This window comes from Ectothiorhodosinus mongolicus, assembly GCF_022406875.1.
GTDB classification, from domain to species: Bacteria; Pseudomonadota; Gammaproteobacteria; order Ectothiorhodospirales; family Ectothiorhodospiraceae; genus Ectothiorhodospira; species Ectothiorhodospira mongolica.
This window is the reverse complement of record NZ_CP023018.1, coordinates 248,324-273,660: the sequence shown is the minus strand read 5'-3', so window position 1 is coordinate 273,660 and position 25,337 is coordinate 248,324. Positions and strand designations below refer to the sequence as shown.

Below are 25,337 nucleotides of genomic sequence, written 5' to 3'. Positions count from 1 at the left end.
CCAACAACAATAACTTCTTTACCGTGCAAACCAATGTCGAAGCCGGCAAGCTGGTCTTTGCCACAGCAACAACCAACACCCGCGGTATTGATGTGGCTGCTGGCGCCACCATGGAGCTGGCGCCAAACCTGGCTACCTTCGGGCGCAACATCACCTACACTGGCGCTGGTACCCTGATACGTCAAGGCCCAGCGAATGCGGTGCGTAGCCTGGTGGGTAACGCTGGTGGCTCGATTGCCATGAGTGCGGGTGGAGAGATTGTTCTGGGCAGTGGCACCCTGCGTTTGTCAAATAGCGCAGTAACGGACTGGACAGACAACAAAGCGTCGCTGACGCTACTGGCTGGGACAACGCTTGATCTTTGGGATTCGGGTATTGCGCCTGCAGCCGGTCAAGACGATACCAACGTTTATATCGACGCACTCAAGGGCGGCGGCTTGATTACCCGCACGGCCATCGCCAATAACCAGAACCCGAACGAGGGTACGCTGGTGATCGGCGTGAATGATAGCAACGGCAATTTCTCGGGTCTGATTAATAGCCTGCGCGGCACCACAAACATTGAGGTTATCGGCGCTGGCACCCAGGCGTTTAGCGGCTCAGGCATCACTATTGGCTCCGGCACCGTGTTGGTTGACAACGGCACCTTGCAAATCGGTGATGGCACAGTCAACACGGCCTTGGTCAGTGGCACAGTCACCAACAACGCACAGTTGGTGATTAATCGCTTGGCCACGGCGCCCGAAGTGATTGATGGCATTGCCACCATTCAGGCTCAGGCGTTTAATGGCACCGGTGATATGACGATTGTGCAGTCTGGCGGTATCCGGTTCATGAACGCTGTGGCGCAAGACCAGATCACGATCCAAGATACTGCCGAAGGCCGCACCATTGAGTTTGGTGGTGAGACGATGATTGCTTCGGGCCTGACCATTGAGGCGGGCACCGCGGCGTATAACGTGGATCTCAATGGTTTCCATTCACGTATTGGCGGGCAGACCGTGTTTAACAACCGCGGTCGCGTGCAAATCGGTGACAACGCCGGTGACCGGATCTCGTTTGTCGGTGGCGTGCTTGCCAACACTGCCCCCACCAGCCTCCGTCTGGCCGGTTTGATTGCTGCGGAAGGCGCAAGCGAAATTGATCTTAGCGCAGCCTCCGCCGAAGTGGTCGATACCGCGGTCATTGGCGGGCGTTTCTTCACCAATGATGATCCGTTGAATCCGATCTTCACCGATGCCGCTACGGGCGACATCACGCTGGCTGATGTGGTGATGTCCAGTGGTGCTAGCCTTGTCATTGGCGAGGGTCAGGCCTCGACGATTGCAACCGGCGCGATCAGCGGCACAACAGGCGGCGCAGCATCAAACCTGACGCTAAACAGCACTGCTGCGATCACGATTGCCGGCGATGTGAACACCGATGGTGCTATCACGGTAAACAATTCCAATGGCATCGACTTCCAGGGTGATTTGGCTGGTGCCAGTCTGACGATTCAGGGCACAGCAGATGGTGAATTGGTGCGGGTGGCAGGCGATCTGGATATTGCCGGCAATGTCACCGCGGGCGGTCAGGCTGGGTTGAATAATCAAGCTTACGACATTGAGCTGCGCGGTGAGAATAACGCGGTGGGTGGTGTCACCAACATTGCCAACACGGGTTCCTTACTGATGGGTACCAGCGCTGATGCGCAGTTTGATTTTGTCGGCGGTATTACGGCAACAAATGCTGCCACGCGGACACTGGCCGGTACATTTACCGCTGGGGCTGCTGCTGGCGATACTGGCGTTATTAACTTCGGCGGAGCCAGCGCGATTGACTTTACCGCCACGAGCTCGGTCGGTGGCGTATCGACAGGCGCCATTACGCTAGCCAATGCAGTGTTGGCTGATGATGTCACGCTGACTATCGGCACCGGTGTGGCGGCCGATCTGACCACAGGATCAATCTCTGGCAGCGCAGGCGGAGGCAAGAGCCGCGTAGTGATCGATACCACCGGCACAGCGTCGATTGATGGCGCTGTGGGCACCGATTTGGCCTCGCTGACCATCGAAAGTGCTGGCGACATGACCTTTAACGCTGAGGTTGGCAGCAGTGCAGACCGCATTGATGCGATTTATCTGAAAGCCGCCGATGGCGCGATCACCTTTGCCGATAGTGTGTTTGCCACCCGTATGGCCAACAGCGGCAGCTTTGATGTGAGCTTCTATGGTGATGTCACGGATGTCATCGATACCACGACATTGACCACCTCAGGCACGGTCAACTTAGGTAATGCCGCTGCCGATGTGTTCAACTTCCGTGGTGGCTTTACTCACACGGCGGGTGATACCACGCTGTTTGGTGAGCTCAATACCTTCGATAATGCCGTGACCACCAGCAATCTGGATGTGCTGGGCAACTCCAGTATTAAGCCCGGCGCCGCCATGACCGCCGTGGTGACGCTAGGCGCCGTGGTGCTGGCCGATGGCACGCTGCTGAGCATTGGCAGTGGTAGCAGCGGGGCGGTGAATATCGGCAGTGTGGCCGGTACCGCCGGTGGGGCGAGCTCTAACTTAACCCTCGATACGACCGGATCGATTAATGTGACGGGCGCGGTGGGCACCGATCTGGGTACTATCAAGCTCGTCAACACCGGCAATGCCAGCTTTGCCGGCCCGGTTGAGGCTGCCAACCTTCAAGTTCAGTCGGTTGAAGCTGGCAGTACGCTGAGTTTTGCTGGCAACACTAACATTGCCACCGACTTCTCGCTGGCGGCCGGCGCTTATGACCTGCGCATGACCGGTGGGGTGAATACCCTGGGCAATGTCCCGCTGGTGCTTGAGAACACCGGGCAGGTCCAGCTTGGCGATCAAGGCACGGATGTCTTTAGCGCCGCTGGGCTCACTGTCACCGCTGCCTCAGCTGTTGAGATTGCCGGTACATTTAATATCGGTGGCGCACTCACGCTGGGTGATAGCGACACGGCCGTGACACTCATGGGTGATACGGTATTAAACACCGCACAGGCCAACGGCGCCATTGTGCTGGGTAATGTGGTTGAGCCTGACACGGCCGGCACGCATTCGCTGCGTCTGCGTGCAGGTTCAGCAAACATCACACTCGATGGCTCAATTGGCTCAGTGCGCCACTTGGCTGAGCTGGTGGTGGAGAACACGACGGGCACCACCACGATCAAGGGGGATCTGACCGCGAGTGATCTGATTTCGCTGGGCAGTAAAACCACCCTGGTGGGCGATCGGGTATTGAGCGCCGATGAAATGGACTTCATCCAATTGCTTACCGCTGATGCGGCCGGGCAATCACTCACGCTGACAACCTTTACCGATGGTCTGGACATTGCATTGGGCGGCAATGCCAACACCGATGCCAACACGCTGGATCTCACCTTTGGCGATCTCTCGCGTCTGGGTAATTCGTTTGCTTCGGTGATCATTGGTAACGCGGCGCCTGATGCCAACCTGCGCGGTGATGTGACCGTTTCAATTGATGCCGGGTCAACGCTGACCGTGTTTAATCCGCTCACCGTTTATGGCGATGCGATCACGTTCGACAGCGGTACCCTGGCCAGCGATACGGGCAAAGCACTCACCTTTGATGCGCTGGGTGTGGTCAGCGCGACTGCAGGTGATGGCGCAGCGGTTGCCGCGGGCGGTGATTTGACCCTGAACTACCGCGCGCTGACCACCGCCGGGCATCTGACCTTTGATCGCGCCTTGCAGGGTGTCAACGTGAACCTGCTGCAGCAAGGCGGCGGTGATTTGACCCTGATGGAAAAAGTGGCCGGCACAGCGAGCCTCAGTGTCACGGATCTAGCCAACCTACAAGCCATTGACACGCTGACCATTGGTGGCAGTGGCAGCTACGCAACAACGCCGGCAGTGAGCCCGGTCATGACCTTAAGCGGCACGGTGGACGGTGCGCCAATCACCGCCGCGGAAGTTGCGAGCCACCTAGTGCTCGATTTCAACCGTATCGCCCTGGATAACGATCTGGCGCTGGATGCCGGTAAGGCCTTAACGCTGCGTAGCGCCAACGCGGTGGATCAGGCCACGGGCATGACGCTGGATGTGGATGCCTTGCTGCTCAGTGGTGCGGGAGACATCACCCTGGACGAAGAAAACGTCATTGGCACCCTGGCATCCAACAGCACCGGCAATATCAGCCTGGGCGCCACTGATGCCAACATGACCATCGGCAGCGTGGCGGGTGTGGATGGCATAACCAATGCCGCGAGCGTGTCTGTGACCGGTGCCCGCGCCATCAGCATTGATCAGACCGTGCAGGCCAGCGGCAATATCACGCTCGCCGCGGGTGTGGATAGCACTCAGGACAATGGCTTCGTACTCGCTGGGGCAACGGCCGACAGCATGACAATCGGCACTGGCGCGCGGATCATCTCAAGCGCTGGCGATGTGCTGCTCGATGCCGGCATGACTGGTCATTTCATTAACAATCGCGGTGCTGATGCGGTGGCAGCTGGTGGCGCTTGGCAGGTCTGGTCAGCGGGCTGGGAGATTGAACAAGGCACAGGTAACCAAATCAACTACAGCCAGTTTGGCTCTAGCGACGATGCTGCCGATATTCTTGCCAGTGGCAACGGCGCAATGTGGCAGACGACCTGGGCGACTGGGGACTACAGCGGCGTTACCGCATCGGGCAATCGCTATGTGTTTGCCAGTGAGACACCCGCAACGGCGGCTAACTTGCTGACCATCTATACCGGCAGTGCCAGTAAGGAATATGGTACTGAGTTGGATGCCAATACATTGGCCGGCGATACCTACACCCGTCTGGGTGGCACCCTGTCTGATGTGGCGCTGACCGATCGCGGTGGTGTGGGCACGGTGGACTTAAAGGCCGTTGCCTTTACCACGGAAACACCGAATAACTCCGGCGTGACGATTGATGAAGTATTCACTGTTAAAAATACCACCTCAGATGGCGCTGCCCGCCTGGCTAATGTGGGTGAATACGGCGTTGCGTTTGCGCCCACTGAGGGTGTTGGCAATATCAGCCTGAGCGTAGTTGATGGCGCGGTGGTCTTGGCGAGCAACAGCAATGCCAATTACACCTTCACCAAAGATGGTACCCAGTTCACCTTCCGCGTCGAAAACACCGGAAAAATAACAGTCACGCCGAAGGTCATTGATGCGGTCGCCACCACCACCAGCCGCCAATACGATGGCACGGTGGCGATGACACCGGATCTTACGGTCAATACAGGCGTTAACGATGCAAATGGTAACGCACAAGAACTGAACATCACCTTTGATACGGCTGCGTTTGATAATCGCAATGCCGGTAGCCGTAACTTTACCGTGTCAGGCATCAGTCTTACTGATGGCAGCAACGGTGGCGTGGCCAGTAACTATGTTTTGAGCAGCAGCACCATTAGCGGCATCGGCACGATCGACAGGCGCATCATTGATGCCACGGTCACCGGCACTAAGGTGTATGACGGCACCACGGCGCTGAGCAACCCAATCACGAGCGTCAATAATGTGGTGGGCAGCGAGCAGGTGGGCTTGAATGTCACCGCCACCTTCGCCAGCGAAAATGTGGCCTACGACAACGATTCCGGTGCGGTGACCTCCCAGGCGCTCAATATCAGCAATGCCATGCTCACCGGCGCTGATGCCTTTAACTACACGGTGGTGGGTGCAACGTATGATGCCAGCGGTACCATTACGCCCAAGCTGCTTACCCTCTCGCCCACGGCAACCGCCACTAAGGTGTATGACGGCAGCAATGCGCTATCAAGCAATCAAATTAGCTACACGCTTGATGGGGTAGTGACGCGCTCCGGGCAGCTGGATGCGGTGAGCGTTGATTCGCCCGATCTGGTAGCCACGGTGGCCAACGTCAATGCCGGCACCACCACCTTTGTGGGCGCCGGCACCTTTAACCTAACCGGCGATGATGTGGGCAACTATCAGCTCAGTGCCGGCTCGGTGGTCAGTGGTGTTGCAACAGTGACGCCACGCGAACTGACGCTTGAGATGACGGCCAGCCGTGTCTATGACGCCACCCGCGATCTGGATACTGCTGATATCACCCTGACCAATTTGGTGGGCCTTGATGACGTCACGGCCACGCTTAACGGCCCGATCACGAATGCCTTTGATAACAAAAACGTCGGCACCGACAAACTGCTGACCATCAATGACACTAATGTCATTACCCTAGCGGGCGCCAGCGCCGCCAACTACATGCTGGCTGCCACCTACACCCACGCCGGCGGTGAAATCACGCAGCGTGACTTGTTGGTGACGGGTATTGTTGCGACCAATCGTGCCTATGATGCCACCACTGTGGTTGAGGTATCGGGCGCGACGGTGACTGCGCTGGCCGGTGATACCGTGAGCCTAGACGGTGAGGAGATAGGCACGCTGGCAGACAAACATGCCGGCCTGGGTAAAGCAGTCACCATCAGTGGGCTCTCGCTGGGCACCGGTGATGATAATGGCAACTATAATCTGGTCTTGCCGAGCGATGTGACGGTGGATATCAGCCGTGCACTGCTTTCCATTACTGGCGTGCAAGTGGCTGATAAGACCTATGATACGACTACGGCTGCCACGATCACCCAGGGCGGGTCTATTGCACCGATTGAAGTGGCGGGCACTATCGATGACGTCACCTTAGGTGGCACAGCCGTGGCGACTTTTGATGATGCCAACGTGGCGCGTGACGGCAGCAATGCGGTCATTGAGCAGGCGGTCACAGTTGCGGGGTACACCATCAGCGGGGCCGATGCACGCAACTACACCTTGGTCCAACCACAGAATGTCACGGCCACCATCAATCCCGCGGAATTAACCGTGGGCGGTATTAAAGCGCTCAGCCGTGATTACGATGGCACGACAGACGCGACCTTAGTCAATGCAGATTTTGCGGAGGGCGACACGCCCACAGCGCTTGATGGCGTTTTAAGTGGTGTGTTGGGTGCTGATCAAGTAACGCTGGTAAACACGGGCGCATCCGCGAGCTTTGACAACGCCAATGTGGGCCGCGATAAGGATGTGAGTGTGACCGGGTTTGCCTTGACCGGCGCCGAGGCGGGCAACTATGACATTTCAGGATTGACCCTCACTGCCGATATCACGGCAGCCATGCTGACCATTGGTGGATTGGATGCCGTGAGTCGGGTGTATGACGGCACGGTTAATGCCGAGCTCTCGGGCACCGATAGGGCCAGCTTTATTATTGCGGCAACCGGTGAGTCGGTGCGCGGCCTGCTGATCGATGATTATTTGGCTGAGTTTGACACCCGGCATGTGGGCGATGATAAAACCGTGACGCTGCGCTCGATTACCCTTGGCGGTACTGATGCCAGTAACTATGGTGTGATCCTTACGGTTGCCAACGATGACTTTGATCTGACTGATCCGAGCTCACCCGAGCGCTTGGCAATTACTTACACCGCCGATATTACCCCTGCGCAGATCACCATCTCCTCGAGTGATGTTGAAAAAGATTACGACGGCACGACCAACGTAAATGTTGCCAGTGCGGTGGTCTTCCAAACCGATGACCCTGACACACAGACCGAGCTCTTCGGCGGCGATCTTTTGGTCGGTGGCAGCTTCGAATTTGCCAATGCCAATGTCAGCCGCGATGCTGATGGACTGGTTCTGGCCGATAAAGAAGTGTTGGTCTCTGGGGTCAGCATCAATGATGGCAATGACGGCAATAACTACGTCATCACCTATCAGAGCAACACCACCAGCATCATCAACCCGCTGGATGTGACGGTGAGCGGCATCTCGGGTGTGGACCGTGTGTATGACGGTACCCGCGAGGTTCAGCTCTCGGATAGTGGCGTCACCATCGATGGCTTGCTGAACGGTGACGAAGACGATGTCAACGTGAACTTTGCGCCTGGTGCGTTTGGTCTGACGGAAAATAAGGACGCTGCGGAAGATAAAGCGATTATTGAGCTCGATGGCGTGTTGCTGGCCGGTGACAAGGCGGTTAACTACACCATCGTGGAGGCCACGGGTGCCACCGTCGATATCTCTCAGGCGGCGCTGACGCTAGAGCTGACCGGTGCGCTCGGGTCAGTCAGCCGCGTCTATGACACCACCACCATTATTAGTGAAGATGATGGGGCAGTGCTCACTGGCGTGTCGTTAACGGCAACGAATGGCACCCAGCTCTTCGGTACCGATGCCGTGGGTGGGTTTGATCTTGAGTTTAATAGTGCCTCGGTCAAACGTGACGGTAGTGGCGCAGTTCAGTCAGACAAGCAGGTAAACCTGCTCAGCGCCTTGCTGCTTGATGGCGATGGCGAAAACGTCAACAACAACTACACCATCACCTTGGTCGGCGCCAATATTGGTGAGATCACGCCGTATGAACTCACCGTGCAGGGCCTGACGGTAGAAGATCGTTTGTATGACCGAACCACAACGGCAGAGCTCATTGGCACGGCAGTTATCAACCCATTATTCAATGATGATGTGCAGCTCACAGGCACCGCCATCGGCAGCTTTGCTGATGCGGATGTAGCGCGCAACCTAGCCACGCAGGCGGTGATCGCTAAGGATGTGACCGTTGTCGGTTTGGATATCACCGGTGCCGATGCGGGCAACTACAGTATCACCCAGCCGCAGGGCATCACCGCGCGTATCTTGCCGGTGGAAGTCACCGTTACAGGCGTGGAGATTGCGTCCAGAGTCTACGACACAACCCTGAATGCCACGGTGAGTAATTTCGGTTCTGTGCAGGGTATTGAATATAGCGATGGCCAGTTCGAGACGCTGAGCCTAGACACTAGCGCCGTTCAGGCCATCTTCGCCGATCGCAATGCGGGCATTGGCAAGGATGTGGCGGTCACCGACTATATCTTGGCTGATGGCACCACGGGCACTACCGGGCTTGCCACCAACTACACGCTGATTGATCCGGTGGGTGTGACCGGTGATATTACGCCCAAGAGCATTAGCATCCTCACTGCAACCGATGACAATGGAGATGTCAGTGGCCTGGTCGCCGAAGACCGAGTCTATGACGGCACCAACATCGCGACATTGGCTTCGGGCGCGTTCTTGGATGGCGTATTCCTAACTGACGATGTCGCGCTTGACTTAAATGCAGTGGCCGCAGAGTTTGCCGATCGTAATGTAGCTGACGATATCGAGGTGACGGTGAGTGGCGTGGAGCTCTCGGGGACGGATCGAGGCAACTACACATTGACCGCACCTTCAGTGAGCACTGCAAACATCACCCCAGCAGCGATTCGTATTGTGGGCTTGTCGGTAGCCGATAAGGTGTATGACGGAGAGGTGGCCGCCACCATTTCCGGTACGCCTGAGGTATTTGCCATTGGTGCTGATGAGGTCACTTTGGTGGGCTTAACTGATGATCCCATTGAAGGTAACTTCGCAGACGCGAATGCTGGCACCGATAAGGTCGTCACGCTGGCTGGCCTGTCTTTGGGCGGTGCACAAGCCGGCAACTACACGCTACTTGGCGGCCTCTTGGGCAACATCACGCCGCGTCAGTTAACGGTCACGGGTTTGACTGGGGTTGGCCGCGTCTATGACGGCACGGTTAACGCCACTCTATCGGGAGAGGCTAACTTAGGTGCTGGTGTTAATGGTGGCGTGGTGAGTGGTGATGCTGTCTCGATCGGTGGAACCGCCACAGGTGTGTTTGCCGATAAAAACGTCGGTGATGCCAAGCCGATTACCATCACAGGCTTGACCCTGACAGGCACCGCAGCCAGTAACTACAGTCTCTTGCTGCCGTCGGCCAGCGCTAATATCACACCAAAAACGTTGATAGTATCGGGCATCACCGCCGAGAACCGAGTCTACGATGGCACTGATATTGCCAGCGTGGTTGTGGCGGATGCTCAGTTCAATGGCTTGGTGGCCGGTGATGAAATTACCGTGCGTTCCAGCGGTGTCTTTGACAGCCGTAATGTCGGCACCGGCAAGATCGTCACGCTCACCAACACCTTCGGTGGTTTGGATGTTGCGAACTACAGTATCACCAATCAGACCAGCACCACGGCCGATATTACGGTGCGTGATTTGGTGGTTAGCGGCATCACCGCTGAAGACAAGGAATATGACCGCAATGCCACGGCTAGCGTCATCGTCTCTAACGTGACGCTGGCTGGGCTGATTGCGGGAGATAATGTTGTGATCTCGGCAACCGGTAAATTCCGCAACGAAGACAATGATGCGGATGACTTCAATGCCGGCATCAACAAGCTCGTCGCTCTGTCCGGCAGCGCATCAGGCGATGATATTAATAACTACAACATCATTCATCAGGCCACCACGCGCGCAACGATTACGCCAAAAGCCATCACTATCAGCGGTATTACTGCATCTGACCGAGATTACGACGGTACGGTCAATGCCACGGTGGATGTGTCAGCACTCAGCACATCGGAATGGCAAAGTCTGGGTATGCTTGTCGGCGATACGCTCACCGTTTCGGCTACGGGGCAATTTGCCGATAAAAACGTGGCGCGTGATCTCAATGGCAATGTAATCGCGAAGACAGTGACACTCACCGAGACTTTTGGTGGCGCGAGCATTGGGAATTACACCATCACTGCTCAGGGCACCGCTCAGGCTAAGATCGATCCAGCGGCATTGGATCTATCAGGCACGACCCTGATCACTGCGTTGGACAAGGTGTATGACGGATCAACTACGGCCACGCTTGATCTCAGTGGCTTAACGCCAACGGCGCTGGAAGCGAACGGGCTTATTGCGGGCGATGAAGTGGTGATCACAGCTGCGGGTGCGTTTGATGACAAGAATGTCGCAAGGGACACTAACGATAACGTTGTCACCAAGACAGTAAACATCACGTACTCGGCGCTTGCCGGTGCAGACGCCGGTAACTATGACTTTATCGGTCAGACGACAGCCACCAACGCCAAGATCACGCCCAAGTCGATGACGGTTGCTGGTTTGACAGCGAACGATCGAGTCTACGATCGCACAACGGATGCGACGATTGACGATTCCGGTGTTGTCTTTAATGGCCTGGTGGCCGGTGATATCGTGACTATCGCTACCGTCAGCGGAAGCTTTGTCGACTTCAACGCGGGCGTCGACAAGCAAGTCAACATCACCACCCAGTACACTGGCGACGATCTGGGTAACTATACGATTACCGATCAGCTGACCACCACGGCCACTATTACACCAAAAGCCATCACCATCAGCGGTATTACGGTGGCTGACCGGGTGTATGACGGCACGGTCGATGTGGCCAGCGGGGATATTACGAACGGCATCAATTGGACTGATGTTGGTGTTATCTCAGGTGACACGATAGATATCAGCATTAGTGGTGCCTTCGCCGACAAGAATGTCGCTTATAGCGGCAGCACGGTCATTGATAAGACCGTTACGCTGAATGAGACCTTTACAGCCGGTGCCAACACATCGCTGGATAACTACCTGATCACCGCACAGGGTACGGCCGAGGCCAAGATCACTCAGCGGGGTGTCACAGTTGGTGGTATTACCGCTGATACCAAGGTCTATGATGGCACCGACGCAGCTACTGTGGTTGTCTCGGGCGCTACCTTCACTAACACCAGTGATTCGTCGTTGGATGGCCTGATTGCCGGCGATGATGTCGTGCTCAGTGCAACAGGTGTCTTCGATGATATCAATGCGGGAACGGGTATTACCGTAAACCTGACTGAAACCTTCAGTGGAGCAGATGCTCGTAACTACAGTTTCACGCGCCAAGAGACAGCCTTGGGGGATATCGACAAGCGTGTGCTGGATCTCAGTGGCCGCACCGATGTCACAGCAGCCGACAAGATCTATAACGGTAATACGACGGCCACCGTGGATGTCACGGGTATCACGACGGAAATACTGGAGAGTGTGGGGCTCATCAGTGGTGATGTTCTGGGCACGATTTCCGCCACGGGTACTTTTGCCAGCAAAGATGTGGCGTATGGCGGTGACGAGGTAATCGCGCAGACGGTGACGCTCGATTTTGCTTCGCTAAATGGTGCGCAGGCTGGCAACTATGAGGTGAAATGGCAGCCAACCACCACGGCCACCATTACGCCTAAAGCCCTTACGGTCAGTGGTCTGGAAGTGGCTGATCGGGTTTACGACGGTACGACGGCTGCCACGGTAAATGTTAGCGGCGCGAGCTTTAGTGGCTTGGTTGGAAATGATGTGGTGACGGTGTCAGCCACCGGGGCCTTCGCTGACAAGAACGTCTCCTACGATAACGATGGCACCACGGTCATTGCCAAAGAAGTCACCCTAACGGAAACCTTCGATGGTGCCCAGGTTGGCAACTACACCATTACTGGGCAGGGCACCACCACTGCCAAAATCACCCCGCTGGCCGCCACTATTTCGGGCATCACGGCACTCAACCGTGAATACGATGGCACCACGGACGCGCAGATTGATGTTTCGGGGGTAACCATCGCCGAGTTGGTGGCTGGTGATGAGATAACAATAAGTGCCACCGGCGATTTTGCCAGCGTTGACGCAGCGAATGGCATTATCGTGAATCTCACCGAAACAGTTGGTGGCAGCGATGCGGGCAACTACAACTTTACTTTCCAGCAGACAACCACAGCGGATATCACGCCACGTACGCTAACGGTTAGCGCCATAGGTATTGACGACAAGGTGTATGACGCGACCACCGCTGGTACCATCGACAGCTTCACGCTGTCTGGTCTAGTAGAGTCAGAGACGCTTGAGCTGACTGGTACCGCCACCTTTGCCAATAAAAATGTTGGCTCGCGCATTGGCGTGGCAGTCTCCAGCCTAACGCTGGCGGATGGCGCGACCGGTACCGCCTCGAATTACCAATTGGCAGCGAATAGCTTCAATACCACGGCCAGTATTACGCCCAAGGCCATTACGGTGAGCGGACTGACAGTGGCTGATCGGGTTTATGACGGGACGGCGACTGCAACGGTGGATGTGTCGGCACTCACCACAACGGAATGGGAAAGTCTGGGCATGCTCGCTGGCGATACGCTCACCGTTTCGGCGACAGGTCAGTTTGCCGATAAGAATGTGGCCTGGGTTGACGGTAACGTGGGCGGCACAGTCGCCGACAAGACTGTCACCCTGACCGAAACCTTTGGTGGTGCTGATGTGGGCAACTACAGCATCACAGGGCAGGGCACCACGACAGCGAAGATCCTCGCCAGAGAGGCCACCATTAAGGGGATCAATGCACTCAACCGTGAATACGACGGCACCACAGAGGCACAGATTGATCTCTCGGGCGTTACGATTGCCGAACTGGTAGCCGGTGATGACATTCAAGTCACTGCCACGGGCGAATTCGCTAGCGCCAATGCTGGCAATGGGATTGAGGTGAGCCTCACTGAAACGGTGGGCGGCGGCGATGCCGGCAACTACAACTTTACGCTTCAGCAGACAACCACCGCGGATATCACGCCACGTACCTTGACCGTTAGCGCGATTGGTATTGATGACAAGGTGTATGACGCGACCACCGGTGGCGACATCGGCAGTTTCACGCTGTCTGGCCTAGTAGACTCAGAAACGCTTAATCTGACCGGTACGGCGACCTTTGCTGATAAAAACGTGGGCTCGCGCATTGGCGTGAGCGTGTCTAGCCTGGCATTGGGTGATGGCACAGGTACGGCAACCAACTACGAGCTGGTTGGAACAACGTTCAACACAGTGGGCAATATCACGCCAGCGGTGCTGACGATTACAGGAACCGCCGCAGCCACTGGTGGTTACACCTACACTGGCCGAACCACCATTGCACTTGAAGCCGGATCGGTCAGCGGTTTAGTAGGTGGCGAGAGCCTCGATATCACCGCTAGGGGCACACTACCGTCGGCGAATGCTGGTACCTATAATGGCGTGACAGTGGCATATACCTTGGCTGATGACGATGATGCGACCAATACATCGGGTGGTCTGGCAAGCAACTACGTCATTAATGTAGATGCGACGAATGGCAGCACCATGACTGTCGATAACATCACTATCGGCAAAGCAGCCCTGACCATCAAGGTGAACGACACCGTCAAGCTCGCCGGTGAAGAGGATCCTGCGTTTACTTATACCTTTAGTGGTTTCGTCAATGGTGAGACGAGTGCGGTGCTGTCGGGCTTGGACACATCAGTGGGCACAGCCGGGACCCCTGATAAGGATGGCAATACTGAGTCTACCGTAACCGCTTCGGCCACCGCCATTAACTATGACCTCACCTTTGAGGATGGCACCTTAACCACCGCTGGTAATGGCGTGCTGGTGGTCGATATCGCTGATGTGGCGATGACTTATGGCGATACGCCAACCCTGACGATTGCCCAGGCGCGATACTCTACTGTTGAAGACGGTATCATCACGCTGACTAGCACCGAATCCAGCAATGTTTGGACCATTAAAACGGGTGATGACACTACTTTGCTCAGCGGTTTCGGATTAGGGATCGAGAACGAAAGTAGCAACCTGAGCTCTGCTGGTTTGATCAATGCGGGTAACTACACCATTACAGAAACGAGAACGGTGTCGGTAAGTTATGCAAGCCCTATTACGGCACATTTCTTCCGCCAAGGCGCACTGACCGTCACACCAAAGACCATCACCGCAACGGTGACCGGTGGCAACACCAAGACTTATGACGGCACCACCGCCATGCCAGACTTGGCGCTGGGTTCAGACGGTATTGTCACTGGCAGCAACGACCACACTGATGACGTCACCGTTACTGGTGTTGGCCAGTTCGCCAGCCGCAATGCCACTGCTGCGAACGCTGCGCAGTTTGTGGTCAATAACATCACCTTAAGTGGCAGTGATGCCGCGAACTACCAACTGGTAGCCGACAACGCATTCTTTAGCGATGGCACGATTAATCAACGCCAGGTCACCATTGCCGGTATTACTGCCGTAGATAAAGCCTATGACGGCAACAACATCGCGCAGGTTGATGTCAGCAACGCAACATTTGGGTTGACAGGAAGCACAAGCGTTCCAGGGTTAATTCAAGGTGATGTGGTCACCGTTAGTGCCACGGGTACATTTGATAGTAAAGATGTGGCGCGTGACTCAAACGATAACGATGCCGTCACCTCACAGATTGTGACCCTTGATAATTACAGTTTTGGTGGTGCTGATGCAGGTAACTACACCTTCACCGGGCAGGCAACCACCACCGCCACCATTACACCGCAAATCTTGACAGTGACTGGTCTGACTGCGCAGGACAGAGACTACGACGGCACGACCAACGCGACGATTGACACTAGCAATGTCGAGTTTGACGGCATTGTCTTTGGCGAGTCGATTAATGTGGCTTCGGTAAGCGGCAAGTTCCGCAATGCCTTTAACTCCGATGATGATAAAAATGTGGGCCAGGATAAGCTGGTGCAGATTAGTGGCAGCAGCTATTCGGCGGGCAATGACGACACCTCGTTGGATAATTACATCATCATTGATCAGGCCACCACGCAGGCCTCGATTAATCCTAAGACTTTGACGGTTAGCGGTATCCAAGCCAACGACCGGGACTACGACGGTACAGTTGCCGCTACACTCAAGCGCGATGGCGACAACGCTCTCACCGGCCTCGTTCTTGATGGCCTGATCGATGGTGATGTTGTCACGATTGATGTCACGGGTGCGTTTGGTAGCCGAAACGTCGCGCGCGATAATGACGGTAATGTCATCGCTCAGACGGTGACATTAATCGAGACATTCTCTGGGCTCGATGTGCGCAACTACAACATCGTCACCCAGGATACAACCGAGGCGACGATTAACCCACTGGCGGTCACCATTGCCGGCATTACTGCCGCAGACAAGGCCTATGATGGTGACGCTATCGCCATCCTGAATACCAGCAATATCACCATGCCAGGCCTGATTCAGGGGGATGAGGTCACCGTGGCTGTCAATGGGGCCTTTGCCAGTAAGGATGTGGCCCGCGATTCGAGCAACAACAATGCCGTCACCTCACAGACCGTCAACCTGACAGACTATAGTTTTGGTGGTGCGCATGCGGGTAACTACGCTTTCACGAAGCAGACCACCACCACGGCCACCATCACACCGCAAACGTTAACGGTATCCGGTCTTGTTGCGGAAGATCGCATTTATGACGGCACGGCCGTTGCCACCATCGACCTTAGCGGGGCCACTTTCAATGGCCTGATTTCGGGTGAGTCGATTACGGTGACTGGAGCCACCGGTACCTTCCGTAACGCACTCAATACGGAAAACAGCAAGAACGTGGGCTTGGGCAAGCTGGTGCAGATCAGCGGCAGTAGTTACACCGAGGGCAATAACAACACCTTGTTGGGTAATTACATCATTATTGATCAGGCCACTACTCAGGCCAGCATTGAGGCAAAAACGCTCACGATTAGCGGTATCACAGTGAGTGACAAGACCTACAACGGCACTCGGACTGCATCGGTTGATGTCAGCATGTTTGACTCATCCTATTGGGAATCGTTGGGTATGGTTGCCGGCGATGATCTCGGTATTAGCGCCACTGGCCTATTTGGTAGCCGAAATGTTGCGCGCAATGATGACGGTGATGTCATCGCTCAAACCGTGACGTTGACAGAAATATTCTCTGGGTCAGATGTTCGCAACTACAACATCGTCTCTCAGGGCACTGTGTTGGCTAAGATCACTGCGCGCGATCTCGACTTCTCTTCAGCTGGTCTGGTGACCGCAGCCGATAAGGTTTATGACGGCAGCACCTTGGCCACGCTTGATTTAAGTGGACTGACCAATTCAGCGCTGATTACCGCGGGGCTCATCGCAGGCGATGATGTGATCGTTACCGCCACCGGTGCATTTGCTGACAAGGATGTAGAGCGCGACTCCAATGACAATACCCAGATTCTTAATAAGAATGTCAATATCACCTACGACGATCTCGATGGCGATCAGGCTGGCAACTACAACTTGGTCGGCCAGACGACCACCACAGCGGCGATCACGCCCAAGGCCATTACCATCGCTGGTATTACGGCAGATGACCGAGATTACAACGGCGACACGTCAGTCACCGTGAATGACAGCGTCGACTGGGCTGCCATCGGCCGCGTCTCAGGCGATGACCTCACGCTCAGCGCAACGGGGGCGTTTGATGATAAGCATGTCGCCCGTGATGCCCAGGGCGATGTGATTGCCAAGACCGTGAATTTGACCGAGACGCTCAGCGGTAACGATCTGGGTAACTACACCGTTACCCTGCAGGGCAGCACCACCGCCATGATCAAGCCGATTGCGCTGAATATCTCCAATGCAAATCTGATTACTGCCAATAACAGAACCTATGACGGCACGGTATCGGCCACCTTGGATTTAAGCGCTGTTGACACTGCAGCGCTGGTAGCTGCCGGCATGCTCAGTGGCGATGATGTTGACATCAACGTCACTGGCGCCTTTGCGGATAAAAACGTAGCCGACGGCAAGCCAGTCACCCTCAGCTACTCCGCACTGACCGGCACCGATGCGGGTAACTACACCTTCACGGGTCAGGCCTCAACCACGGCGGATATCACGGCTAAAACGTTGGATTTATCCAACACCAGTTTCATCACCGCTGCCGATAAAGTTTATGACGGCAACGATGTGGCCACTTTGGATCTCAGCGGAATCACCACCGCGAAGTTAATTGATGCTGGCTTAATTGCTGGTGATGCCGTGGTGATTTCAGCCACTGGAACATTTGATGACTTCAATGCTGGTTTTGGTCAAAACGTAACCATTAACTATGCAAACTTGGCAGGTTTGGATGCTGCGAACTACAGTTTCACAGGCCAGGCAAGTACAAGCGCTGATATAACGCCCAGAACGGTGACTGTGTCTGGGCTAACGGCCCAAGATAAGACCTACGATCGCAATGCCACGGCCACAATCGATGGCTCGGATGCCACCTTTGTGGGCGTGGTGGATGGCGAGACGATTACGGTGGATAGCGCAACAGGCGTGTTCCGCAATGCCATGAACACCGCCAATGACTTTAATGCCGGTAGCAACAAGCTGGTTGCGATCACCAGCACGAGTTATGCGGCAGGCTCCGGCACCTCGCTGGATAACTACATCCTGGTAGACCAGGCTACTACTAACGCTGACATCACGCCGCGTGAGATCACCATCTCGGGCATCACCGCCGGGGATCGTGACTACGATGGCACGACACGAGCATCGATCGGCACCAGCAACATTAGCTGGGGTGGAGCAAGCAACGACGGCGGCATGTTTGAAGACGATATCCTGACAATGTCTGTCACCGCGACGGGTAGCTTTGCCGACAGGAACGTGGCCTATGATGGCACTAATGTCATTGCAAAAGATGTTACGCTGAACGAAAGCTACAGCGGCTCGGCACTGCGCAACTACACGATCACCAAGCAGGGCACTGCTAGCGCGACCATTAGCCCGAAATTGGTGACGGTCTCTGGTATCACCGCGGCCGATAAGGTTTATGACGGCGATGACGTGGCCACGTTAAACACCAATAGCGTCGTCATTAGCGGTCTGGTCTTTGGCGATCAGGTGAATGTGGCAGCAGACGGGCAATTTGCTGGCTCTAATGTGGTGATCAACAGCACCAACGGTACGATTGAGTCTCAAATCGTTACCCTGTCTGACTTCCTCTACACCGGCGCAGATGCCGGGAACTACAGCTTTACTGATCAGGCCAGCACCACCGCCCGAATCACGCCGCGCGAGTTGACCTTGGGTGCTATCGCCGTTGCCGATCGCCAATATGACGGCACGCGAAATGGCAATATCGATAGCGTTGACTATACCGGGCTAGTGGGCGATGAAACCCTCGGCTTTACGGCTACCGCTCGGTTTGCAGATAAAAACGTTGGTAATGATAAGCTCGTCTCAATCACTGGGCTCGGTCTGGCCAATGGCACGGGCGCCGATGCAGGCCTGGCCGTGAACTACAGCCTGGTGCAAACCAGTGCCACGACCGAGGCGTCCATTACGCCTAAAGTATTGACGATTAGCGGTATCACCGCAGCTGATCGGGATTACGACGGCACCGCAATTGCGACCGTCGATGTCAGTGCATTTGACGCGGATCATTGGGTATCGCTGGGCATGATTGCTGACGACACGCTGACCATTAGCGCCACCGGTGAGTTTACCGACCATCGCGTAGCGCGCACCGATGATCCGGCCACGGGCACGGTCACCAGCAAAACCGTCAACCTGATTGAAACCTTCGGTGGTGCCGATGCTCGTAACTACACCTTTGAGCGCCAGGGAACTACCACCGCAACGATCAACCCGATTGCGCTCAATATCACCGATTTGGAGGCTTTGGATAAGGTCTATGACGGCAATGCCGAGGCGATGATTGATGTCTCGAATGCCTCGTTCACCGGTTTGATCGGCACCGATGTTGTCACCGTGAGCGCCACGGGTACGTTTGCTAATGAGAATGTGCAGTACGCAAGCAATCAGGTGACCTCACAAAACGTCACGATTAACGGCGTGGCCGCCGGCGCCGATCTGGGTAACTACACCGTGACGATTCAGTCGAGTGATACCGCCACGATCACGCCTCGCACTCTGATCGTCTCGGGACTGACGGCTGATACCAAGGTTTACAACCGGAATGTTGAGGCGACGATTTCGCAAGACAACCTGCTGCTCAATGGTTTGGTTTATGGCGATGAGGTCGAAGTGACGGCAACGGGCACTTTCCGAAATGCCAGCAACACCTCTGATGACTGGAATGTGGGCGACAACAAACTCGTCATTCTCAGCAGCAGTTATGGTGGGGCGGATTTGCTGAATTACAGCATTACTGATCAGGTGTTTACTTCGGGTTCGATTACCCCGGCCTCGCTCACGATCAGCGGCATAACGGTTGAAGATAAGATCTACGATGGTGATATCTCGACCAATGTGGATCTCAGCAATGTCGTCCTCGACGGGCTTTTTGCCGGCGATGATGTTGAGGTGGCTGCCAACGGCTTCTTCGCGGATGCCAATGTGAATTGGGATGGCACCAGCGCGCAGAGCAAGATAGTCAATCTGGCCGAAACCTACACGGGCGCAGATCGGCGTAACTACATCATCACGGCTCAGGGTTCGGCGACTGCCACGATTACCCAGAAAGCGCTGAGCATCAGCGGTACCACCGTGGCCGATAAGGTCTACGATCAGACTGATGTCGCTAGCGTCACGGCGGGCACGCTGGCCGATATGATCGGCAACGAGCAGCTGGGTGTGACGGGTGCCGGCACCTTTGCGGGCCAGGATGTGGTGCGTGATGGGGCTGACCCGTTGGAGCAGGATGTGACCGTCACCTACACCTTGCTCAATGGTGCCAATGGCGGGATTGCCAGCAACTACAGCCTCGCGGGCGAAACTTTGGTCGAGGCTGCTGCGATCACGCCCAAGGCGTTGACCATTAGTGGCATCACCGTTGCTAATAAAGAATACGATGGTAATAATGTTGGAAGCGCGGATGTTAGCGGCGTGACCAATGCCGTGCTAATTGCTGGCGGTTTGATCGATGGCGATAACGTCACTGTTGCTGCCACGGCACTCTTTAACGACAAGAACGTCCTGCGCGATGCTGATGGCAACCCAATCGCTAAGCATGTGACCCTGACCGAGACCTTCGGCGGGGCCCAATTGGTGAACTATGATGTCACCGCTCAGGGCAGCACGACCGCGACCATCACTCCTCGTGGTCTGACGATTTCAGGTCTCACCGTGGCAAATCGTCAATACGATGCCACCACGAATGCCTTGGTGGATGTCAGTGGTGCTGTGCGCGACGGCTTGGTGACTGGCGATGAGGTCATCATTACTTCTAGCGGCGAGTTCGCCAATGCCAATGTGCGTAGAGATGCCGATGGCAACCTGCTGGCACAAACTGTCACTTTGACAAGTAGTTACAGCGGAGCGGATTGGTTGAACTACACCATCGCTGATCAGCTGGAAGCTACGGCCACTATTGAGCCGCGCATCCTGACGATCTCGGCAGATAACGCCACGGTAGTCGATGATAAAGAGTACGACCAAAGCGATGCGGCCACGATCACGGTGGCTGATGTGTTCCCTGAGCGCCTGTTCGATAATTTGGTCGGCACGCAAACGGTTGAGCTCGCTGGGGCCGTGGGTACGTTTGCTGATGCCAACGTCTCGCGCGCTGATCTGGCTGATCCGCTAAGCGCGGCGGTAGCCAAGGATGTCACGGTGGTCTACAGCATCAGCGATGGCTTCTTCGGTGGCTTTGCCAGCAACTACACCGTCGCGGATGACATTATTCAGGCCACCATCACACCTAAGGCCATTAACATCAGTGGTATTACTTCCACCGATCGCGATTATGATCAGACCGATGTGGCCGTGATTGACGATACACAGATCGTGCTCGATGGCTTGATCACTGGCGATGAAGTCGATGTGGCCGTGACCGGTACCTTCGCTAGCAAAAATGTGGTGCGTGATGCCGATGGCACGCCGATCGCGCAAACCGTGACATTGAATGAGATCTTCTCCGGTGCCGAGCGTGGTAACTATGACATCACCGCGCAGGGCGAGACTACGGCCACCATTAACCCGTTGGCATTGACGATTAGTGGTATTAGCGCTGCCGATAAGGTCTATGACGGCAATGCACTAGCCACGGTGGATGTTGATATCGCCAACCGTGCCAGCACGCTTGAAGGTAACGGCATGATTGCGGGCGATAATGTGCAAGTGGGAGCCACTGGCGTGTTTGATGATGCCAATGTGCGCCGCGGGGCCGATGGCAGTGTCTTGAGTAAAACCGTCACCTTGACAGAGACGATCTTGGGCGATGATGCAGTCAACTATGACATCACATTACAAGGCACGACTGAGGCCACCATCGATCCCGCCACGCTCAGCGCCGTGGCGGAGCGCCAATATGATGGCACCGCTGTGGTCGAGGGTAGCGTGGTGACCATCACGGGTGTGAATGCGGAGACCTTTACCGCAGCCGGTCTGATGGCGCTGGATAACAAGCACGTTACCGGCGGTGCTATTAATCCTGATTCGGTTGCAGGGCTTACGCTCACCGGCAATGCGGGCGCCTTGACCAGTAATTACCTGCCGCTGAGTGTTGAGCAGACCGAGATTACTATCACGCCGCGTATCGTTACGGTCACGGCGCCGATTATCGATAAGCTCTATGACGCCAGTGCGTTGCATGTGGCCACCCAAGACGAGCTGGATGCGATGACCGCGCAGCTTGTTGGTGCGGATTTCATTGAGGCCGCTGAAATCACCTTTGTAGGCGGGCCAGATGTGCTGCGCGATGCGGATGGTGAGTTGTTAGACCGCACGGTAACGCTTGATTTTATTGACATCATCGATGGCAATGCGGGCAACAACTATACGGTGACGCTGGCGGGTAATGACGCCAGCGTAATTCGCCCGGCGCCGCTGACCGTGCGGCCTGTGGATGATGCGAAATTACTGGGCGCTGATGATGTGACTGGCTATGCGGGTCTGCTCTTCCAAGGCTTTGTGGGAACGCAGGATAAAGCGGTGTTTGGTGCGGATCTGCCTGAGATTTCGCGTGTGGCGGGTGAGGATGAGGGGATTTATGCGCTCACGGCCTCAGGCGGCTTTGCCAATAACTATGCGCTTAACTATGCAGCAGCGGAATTTGAGATTCTGCCGCGCGGTTCACTGCTGCTGCGCGTCAACCTCGGTGCGCCATCTCTCACTTATGGCGATACGCCGATCAACCAGGCGGTCACGTTCGAGCCTACCTTGACGGTTCAGTATTGGGCGGAAGACGCCATTGCGCCGACCACGCTGGATGCTAATCTAGATACGACTACGGGTGTTTACACGATTGCACCGGGCGCAGGTGGAGATTTCACGGCCGATGATATTGCCGCATTCTCAATCGCAGTGACGGAGGGTGTCGGAAGTGGCGCAGGGCAATTGTCGGTGGGTGGCTATAACCTGAGCGAGTCAGGGTTAACACTTGAAGGCGATGCGTTTAGTCGCCTTCGTTTGGTGGGCGCTTTGACGGTGGCACCTAAGGTGATTGGCGCGGCTGATCTTGGCCTTACCGAGCTTGAAAAAGTGTATGACGGCGGCACGCGCATTCGGGATCTGGATTTAGGGTTTGCGGATGCGAACTTACCGGGCTCGCCAATCCTGCTGGGTGATCAGCTCGAAGTGTTTGGATCGGGTGAGTTCGCTGACCGCCATGTGGGCTCTAATTTAGGTGTCTCCTTAAATGTTCGCCTAACCGGTGCCGATGCCCTGAATTATGCGCTCAACAGCACAGCGCTAACGACAGAAGATGATGGCATCACCGGCACCATCACCCAGCGTGAGAGCGTGACCTGGGTGGGTGCGAACTTTGGTTTCTGGACGGATCCATCAAACTGGGCCGATGGCGCTATCCCTGATCGTAAAGATGCCACTGCCATCGATAACGTGGCAGAGGTTGTCATTCCGGACGCCGTGCGGGTGATTTATGAGCTTGACTCGGCTGGATTGGTTGGCAGCGCCATTGCCAACGACGGCACGCTTGAGATCTTGTCCAATACCACCGCGCTGACCATTGGCAATACCCTGAGTGGCACCGGTGATTTGGTCCTTCGTGGCTCGGATAACTACACGGTCAGCGGGGATAATAGCTTCTCAGGCAGCCTGGATATGGGCGCCGCCACTTTAACTGCCACACAAAATAGCTCATTGGGTAGCGCAGGTCGGGTAATCTCAGACGGCGGCACGCTGGATGTGACGGGTCTAACGCTGCCCGCCTTGTCGGTGGATGGCCCGGTTACGCTGCTGTCGAATGTAACCACGCTGGGTGATCAAACATTTGGTGGTGATTTAACCTTCTTGAGCTCCGGCACGGCGACCCAGGTGACCGACAACGGCGGCATCTTGCTCGTTACCCCGGCGGTGCCGAACTTCCTCTCCGAATCGGGTGATATCCGCTTTGATGGGGCAGTCAGCGCCGGCAAGGGCTCTAAAGACGCTAAGCGTTCGCTGGTGGTCTCCGCAACAGAAGGCAATGTGACGGTTAACGGCCAGATCGGCATGAACCTTGTCGATCCCAGCGACCCGGATGCCTACAAGACCATTCGTTGGAGTGCTTATAGTGCTAATAAGGGCAATCAGGATCTCAACCCGTGGGCGGTCGATATCAATGCCGAGACCATTAATCTGAACGCGGATGTGACCACCTTTGAGACCCAGCGCTACACCGGGGCCACGACCATTGGCAATAATGGAGACAATGGCTTCATCCGGCTGTTGGTCTCGCTGGATCCGTCGATCACCTTTGAGGGATCGGTGGATGACAGTGGCAACGGCCTCCACACTCTCGTGCTGCGGGCAATCACGCTACAGCCGGATACTGAAGTGCCCACCATCACGTTGGATGAAGTGGGTCAGACCAACCCACTGGCGGCGCTGGATGTGCGGGTGGGCTCGCAGTGGACGGATCCGGATGAAGCGCTGGTGACCGATCTTGCGCCGCTGAGCAGTGATCCCGATCGCCTTTACGATGATGAAGAGCGCTTTGACTTTGTGGGTGAAATCACGCTTGCTGGATCGATTGCGACTACCGGTGATCAGCTCTTCGTGGGCCGTGAGATTGCGCTGACGGGCCAGCCCGATCAAGTGTTGCGGACTGAAACGGGTGCGGTAAACCTGATACCTGGGTTGAACCCTCCAGTTAATAACGGTGACCCAATTTTGCCTAATCCAATTGGGGGAATTGAGCAGGTGCAATTTAGTCAGGGCTTCCAAGGTCAAGGTTTCGGGGGCGAGCTGCAGGCGCTGTTTGACGCTCTGGATATTACGCCAAACCTCGAATTTGACCCGCCCCCACCAGTGATTGTCGTGCCCGGATCTGCAACCCCACCGGGTTTGGGCCCAGACGCTGGTCGTGAGTTGCGCTCTATAGCTGATGGGGCTCCAAGTCGTTTGCAGGGCGTCTCTTTGGAGGCCGCACAGGCATCGCGTCCGGGTCTCGTTGTTGCTGAAGTTCGCGTGGGTACAGTGAGTTCGGCAGCCGACGTGCGTGTAGGTGATAATCGCGCGTTTGTGAACGTGCGTCGTCCTGAGCCGCAGCGCTTCGCTGTCAACATTCCGTTCCTATACGAGTTGCCGGCTAACACCTTCGAGCACAGCGATCCTACGCAGAATCTGCGCTATGAGGCGGTGACTTTGGATGGTTCGCCTCTGCCCTCGTGGCTGAACTTTGAGCCCGGGTCACTGCGCTTTACCGGGCAGCCACCTGAGGGTATACGTCAGCTGGTGGTGCAGGTGATCGCTATCGATAGCGAAGGCAACCGCACCTCTACCGAGCTCGTTCTCGACTTCGACTAA

The 25,337-nt window shown here is 55.8% G+C and carries 1 protein-coding gene (cut by a window edge); it reads left to right on the top strand.

Going from position 1 to position 25,337, the window contains the following annotated elements; all coding sequences use genetic code 11:
• On the top strand, positions 1-25,337 hold the final stretch of the coding sequence (locus CKX93_RS01015; RefSeq protein ID WP_076754452.1) for a YDG domain-containing protein. 28,963 nt of this gene lie to the left of the window's left edge; 25,337 of the gene's 54,300 nt are visible here — the last part of the coding sequence; its start codon lies off the left edge, out of view; its stop codon occupies positions 25,335-25,337.